This is a genomic window from Gordonia sp. NPDC003585 (assembly GCF_040610755.1).
Taxonomy (GTDB): Bacteria; Actinomycetota; Actinomycetes; order Mycobacteriales; family Mycobacteriaceae; genus Gordonia.
In genome coordinates this window covers 77600-83599 of record NZ_JBEXMX010000009.1, presented here as the reverse complement: position 1 = coordinate 83599, position 6000 = coordinate 77600, and the positions used below count along the sequence as shown (strand labels likewise).

Here is a 6000-nt window from a genome sequence, read left to right as displayed (position 1 = left end):
CGGGCCGCGTCGGCCGCCGCGAGCGGATCGGTGCTCGCCGACTCCTGTGCGGTGGCCAGCAGACGCTCTGCCTCGGCGAGGCGAGTGCGCGCGGTGGACTGCACAGCTCCGCGTCGGGTCCCGATGAAGTCGGCGGCCGTCGACACCTTGGCTTGTGCGGATTCGATTGCGGCGCTGACCACTTGGGTGCGTCGAATCCGCTCGGCCGAGGCGTCGCGGGCGGCGGCAAGCGCGTCGTCGAGGTCGGCGTCGGCGTCGACGAGCGCGGTGAACACCCCCAACGGGTCGGTGTCGAAGTTGTCCCGCGCCGCCTGCAGCGCGGGCTGTGCCGCGGCCACCGCCGTCGCGAGCGCCGGTCCACCGTCGGACGTCAGGGCAGCCGCCTCGGCGAGTTCACCCTCCACCTCCGCGATGAGCGCGGGCATCCGCGAATGGGCTGCGGCGATGTTGGCGTCGGCGTGATCGATCGCGTCGAGCAGTTGGCCGGCCTGTTCGATGGCCCCTTCGGCGGACCGGATGTCGGCGACCGCCGGCCCCTGCTCACCCGCCGGCTGGGCGATGGCCGCCCGGCCCTGGTCGGCACTGGCCTCGGCGAAGGTGATCTGCTCGGCCGCCAGGTCGACGTTGTGCCGGATCGAGGCGAGGGTGTTCTCCCCATGCTTGGCGATGAGGCCGTCGAGTCGCTGACGCGATCCGTCGAGGCGCGCTTGCAGTGCGACGATCCGCTGCGTGATCTGGTCGAAGCGCGCGTCGGCGTTGATCAGGAGATTGCGCATGGCGTCGAACTCGGCGACCTGCGCGTCGAGTGCGTTGTCGACGTCGGTGCATGTGGTGATGATCTGGACCAGCATCGACCGTCGCTCGTCGGCGGTCTCGGGCACGTTGTCGTCGAGCCGCTGACGCAGAGAGAACGAATCGGCGAGGCCTTTGCGGGCTCGGTCGAGCGCGCTGGTGAACGGGGAGCACTGCGCCTCGCCGAACTCGCCGACCGCGAGCTGCAACTCCTCGGCGCTGGTGCGGATCGCGTTGTCGGTGTCGGTGAGCACCTCCCGCGACCACGGGTCGAGCACGTCGAGTGGCTGGGCGGCGAGTTGGTCGGCGGTCAGCTCGTTGTCGCGCAGATGCGACAGGTCGTCAGAGATTCGACGACGATCACGCCGTCGACGGTAGGCGAGCGCACCCCCGCCACCCACCACCGCGGCTCCGCCCAGCGCACCCGCGATGATCCAGCCCGTGTACGACGGTTCCAACGCGGTGTCGATGCCATTGGCCGCGCCGAGACCGGCGCCCGCCCAGTCGCCGCGCTTCAGGGCGGGCACCACGTCGTCGGACGCGATGGTGTCAAGATCCGACTGGTCGAGGTTCACCGCGTTGGGATCGATGGGGAACAGGTCGTAGGACTGGTATTCGGTTGCCACCGACAACAGCACGTCGTGGTCGCCGAGCCCGCTCGATGTCGCGGTGCGGTTGCCCCACTGCTCGGGGTTGAGCCCGTTGAAGTCGCGAACGTAGACCACCCACAGCTGGACGCCCCGATCGGCATAGAGCCGGTTGATCCGCTCGTCGAGTTGTGCGCGCTGCGCCGAGGTCAGCACCCCCGCGGAGTCGACCACGTGCGTCGACATGTTCACCGGCGCCTCGGCATTCGACCGCCCGCTCCCGAGGAAGAACGCGGCGAGCAGCGCGAGCGCGACCCCCACGCCGGCAATCAGGTGCGACGACGTCCGTACGACATGCATGATCACAAACCTAGTCGGCTCTGCCGGCCGGCCGAAGCAGGATCAGTTCGCGTCGCGCCAGCGGCACACGGCGTCGAGGGTGCTGAGGTCGTAGTCGGGACCGCCGACACCGACGGTGATCAGCGTGACTCCGGCGTCGCGCAGAGCGTCCGCCTCGCGCAGGGCGGCGTCGATCGATCCGCCGCGCGCCTCGACCGCCGCCGAGTGTTCGATGGTGGCCGGGTCACGACCAACGGCCGCGCAATGCTCGTCGAGGATGGCGGACTTGCGCCGGTAGGCCTCCTCGTCGACGAAGTAGTGCCAGATGTCGGCGTGCTCGGCGACGTGGCGCAGCGTCTTCTTCTCGCCGCCACCGCCGATGAGGACGGGGATGTCGCGGGTGGGTTTCGGGTTCAGCTTGCCGAGTCGGTCGGCGATTCGTGGCAGCGCGCGCCCGAGGTCGTCGAGGCGGCTGCCCGCCGTCCCGAACTCGTACCCGTACTCGTCGTAGTCGCGCTCGAACCAACCCGAGCCGATGCCGAGGATCAGCCGCCCGTCGCTGATGTGGTCGACGGTGCGGGCCATGTCGGCCAGCAACTCCGGATTGCGGTAGGAGTTGCAGGTCACGAGCGCGCCGATCTCGACATTCGACGTCTGCTCCGCCCACGCCCCGAGCATCGTCCAGCATTCGAAGTGCGCGCCGTCGGGGTCGCCGTACAGCGGGAAGAAGTGGTCCCAGTTGAAGGCGACGTCGACGCCGGTGTCCTCGGCCCGACGCACCGCGTCGCGGATCAGCTTGTATTCGGGAGCTTGCTGGGGCTGGAGTTGGACGCCGATGCGGAGAGGAAAGTCGCGGGAGCTCATGTCGCCAGTCTGCCCGCAGATCCGCTCGGCGTCGATGTCCGATTCGTTGACCGGGGCTGTGCAGCGACTCTGGATCCGGTAGCAAGGACGCCGTGAGTGATTCACCGGTCATCCCCGAGCTCGACGCTCTCCGCAAGCGCACATCGGTCAAATGGACCGCATACCCCGACGACGTACTCCCGATGTTCATCGCGGAGATGGATTTCGAACTCGCGCCCGTCGTCGCCGACGCGATCATCGCCCAGGTGCGCGCCTCCGACCTCGGCTACGCCGGTGACTCCGGCAGCACGGGAACGACTTTCGCCGGCTTCGCCGAACGCCGGTGGGGATGGCAGGTCGATCCGGCCGACGTCTCACTGACCACCGACGTCAGCGTCGTCCTCGTCGAGGCGTTGCGAGTGGCGATCGATCCCGGCGACGGCGTGATCGTGATGCCGCCGATCTACCCGCCGTTCTTCGAGATCGTGCCAGAGGCGGGCGGGCGCGTGGTCGAGGTGCCGCTGAGCTTCGACGGCGCGCGGTGGGCTGTGGATCTGCCCGGCATCGAGGCCGCGCTGCACGCCGGTGCCCGCGCGATCCTGCTGTGTCACCCGCACAATCCGCTCGGTCTCGTCCATTCCCCAGCGACGTTGTACCGCATTGCCGAGATCGCCGCGAAGCACGACGCGGTGGTCATCAGCGACGAGATCCACGCACCCCTGGTGCACCCGGGCATCGAGTTCGTGCCGTTCCTCGACGTCTCCGACACCGCCCGCCGTGTCGGGATCGCGGCGCACTCGGCAAGCAAGGCGTTCAACATCGCCGGAGTCAAATGCGCGATGTCGGTGGTCGCATCCGACGAGATGCGCGCCCTGATCGCCCGGCAACCCGAGGAAGTTCGTTATCGCACAAGCATTCTGGGCCGAGCCGCAACCGATGCCGCGTTCTCGTCCGGCGATCGCTGGCTCGACGACACCATCACCCGCATCGTCGACAACGTTGATCTGCTCGAGGAACTCCTGGCCGACCAGATGCCCGGCGTCGTGCTGCATCGACCGTCTGCGTCGTATCTGGCGTGGCTCGACTTCCGTGCCACCGGACTCGGCGACGACCCGGCCGAACCGATCCTCGAGCGCGGTCGCGTCGCGCTACATCGCGGGCCCGCATTCGGTGATGCCGGAAAGGGGTTCGCACGACTCAACATCGGGTGCTCGCCGGAGATGCTGCGCGCCGCGATCGCCCGGATGGCCAGCGTCGTGTGACCAGTTCTTGCCATCCTCGCAACCACTATCGATCTGCCAGAGATTCCGTGACACAGTCGAATTCATGAGCACACCGCAAACCGATGACCACAGCGCTGCCGAATGGGATGCGCGTTACCGCAACGCCGACCGTCTATGGACCGCCGACGTCAACCCGGCGCTCATCGCCGAGGCCGCTGATCTACCTGCCGGCACTGCACTCGACGTCGGATCCGGCGAGGGTGCCGACGCCCGCTGGCTCGCCGATCGCGGCTGGCAGGTCACCGCGCTCGACATCTCGCAGGTGGCCATCGACCGTGCCCTGGAGATCTATCCGCGTCCGGCGATCACCTGGATTCAGGCCGACCTCCGCACCGATGATGTCCCCGGCGTCGACTTCGGACTGGTTGCGCTGCAATACTTTCCGATCACCGCCGAGAATGCCCATGTGGCCCGCAAGCTGGTCGCCGCGGTGGGTGTCGGCGGCACGCTCCTGGTGGTCGCCCACGCACCCGACGGCGTCCGTGCCCACGGATACAACCCCGACGAGTATGTGCAGCCCGCCGACTTCCGGAAGCTGCTCGATGAAGGGTGGGAGGTGCTCGTCGACGAGACCCGCGAGCGTGGTCGAGCAGCCGGCGGCGGTCACCACACCCATGACGTGGTGCTCCGCGCGCGTCGCACGGCATAGACGTCTGTCGTAGGGCCGTGCGAACATATGTTCTATGCGAATCGAGCGTAAGTCCCGGGACGACGCCTCGATCCTGCATGCCGATCTCGACTCCTTCTACGCATCCGTGGAGCAGCGCGACGACCCGGCTCTCCGGGGCAAACCGGTCATCGTGGGCGGGGGAGTGGTGCTCGCCGCGAGCTATGAGGCCAAGGCCTTCGGTGTCCGCACGCCAATGCCCGGCCACGAAGCGCGGGCGCTGTGCCCGAAGGCAATCGTCGTACGCCCGCGGTTCGACGCCTACATGGACGCCAGCAAGGCGGTCTTCGAGATCTTCCGCGACACGACGCCCGTGGTCGAGGGCATCTCGGTCGACGAGGCATTCCTCGACGTCGGTGGCCTGAAGCGGATCAGCGGCACCCCCGACCAGATCGGAGCCGAACTGCGTCGTCGCATCCGGGACGAGGTCGGGCTGCCGATCACCGTCGGAGGTGCGCGGTCGAAGTTCCTCGCCAAGGTGGCCAGTGCGGTGGGCAAACCCGACGGCCTGCTGATCGTCGAACCCGGTACCGAGCTGTCGTTTCTGCATCCGCTGCCGGTGCGTCGGCTGTGGGGTGTCGGGCCGGTGACCGAGGCCAAGCTGCACGACGCGGGGGTCACGACGGTCGGCGAGATCGCGGGCCTCGGCGAGCGTGCGCTGCGGTCGATTGTCGGGCCTGGCGCCGGGCGCCATCTGTTCGCGCTGTCGTTGGCGCAGGATCCGCGTCGCGTGGAGACCGGGAAACGACGCAGTTCCATCGGGTCGCAACGCGCCCTCGGTCGTCGACCCAAGTCGGAATCCGATCTCGAGGCGACCATCGTCGCCATCGTCGAGCGTCTCGGCAAACGGTTGCGTACGGCCGAAAGGGTGTGTCGCACTGTTGTTCTACGGCTCCGATTCGACGACTTCGCCCGCGCCACCCGGTCGCGCACCCTCATCGAGGCCACCGATCGCACCGACGTCATCATGGTCGCCGCGCGTGGCCTGCTCGCCGACGCGATGCCGCTCATCCGCGACCGCGGCTGCACCCTGGTGGGCCTTTCGCTGACCAACCTCGACGATCACGACAGCATCCAACTCACCCTGCCATTCGAGCCGGATCATGGTGAGGCGCTCGACAATACGATGGATCAGCTTCGGGACAGGTTCGGTCGCGACTCGGTCACCCGGGCCGTCCTCATCGGCCGAAACCACGGTGACGATGCACCGATGCTGCCCGACTGATCCGAAGAGCTTGGTGACCAGTTCTCTGGGCTGCGGAAATCTGTACGTGGCAGGCCAGCCACGTGCACAGTGCGATTGGTTGGGCTGCGGCGTACAGAGATCCGACGGGGGGTGGCGGTGGTGCCCACGCTTCCCGCGTCGAATGGCGAGCGAAAAGCGCAAAACGCGTCTATCGCACGCAAGCGTGACTGTGACGTGGATTACCCGTTGACTTCGATGTCAACGGCCTCACACGGCCGTTCCCCACAACTCACAGCCAGAATC

The 6000-nt window shown here is 67.8% G+C and carries 5 protein-coding genes; 3 read left to right on the top strand and 2 right to left on the bottom strand.

All coding sequences use genetic code 11. From position 1 onward, the window contains the following. Both ABZW74_RS04180 and ABZW74_RS04175 read right to left on the bottom strand, forming a co-directional pair. Window positions 1-1739: TPM domain-containing protein (locus ABZW74_RS04180; protein ID WP_355274176.1), on the bottom strand; the 1739-nt coding region annotated here is incomplete at its 3' end. Window positions 1740-1781: 42 nt separating this feature from the next. Further along, the gene (locus tag ABZW74_RS04175; RefSeq protein WP_240855378.1) at window positions 1782-2582 is read right to left on the bottom strand and encodes an LLM class F420-dependent oxidoreductase; all 801 of its coding nucleotides are present in this window, start codon (window positions 2580-2582) and stop codon (window positions 1782-1784) included. 92 nt (window positions 2583-2674) lie between these two features. Between ABZW74_RS04175 and ABZW74_RS04170 the strand changes: the two genes are divergently transcribed. The 3 genes from ABZW74_RS04170 to dinB all read left to right on the top strand — a co-directional run bounded on the left by ABZW74_RS04170 (window position 2675) and on the right by dinB (window position 5736). Continuing rightward, window positions 2675-3823: an aminotransferase class I/II-fold pyridoxal phosphate-dependent enzyme gene (locus tag ABZW74_RS04170; RefSeq protein ID WP_355274173.1), complete on the top strand. Its 1149-nt coding sequence runs from the start codon at window positions 2675-2677 to the stop codon at window positions 3821-3823. Between the two features lie 64 nt (window positions 3824-3887). Next, window positions 3888-4493, top strand: coding sequence for a class I SAM-dependent methyltransferase (locus ABZW74_RS04165; RefSeq protein ID WP_355274170.1), 606 nt, complete (start codon window positions 3888-3890; stop codon window positions 4491-4493). A 34-nt stretch (window positions 4494-4527) separates the two neighbouring features. Then, entirely contained in the window at window positions 4528-5736 is a 1209-nt protein-coding gene (gene dinB, locus ABZW74_RS04160; protein WP_240855374.1) for a DNA polymerase IV, read from the top strand. Window positions 5737-6000: the final 264 nt, after the last annotated feature.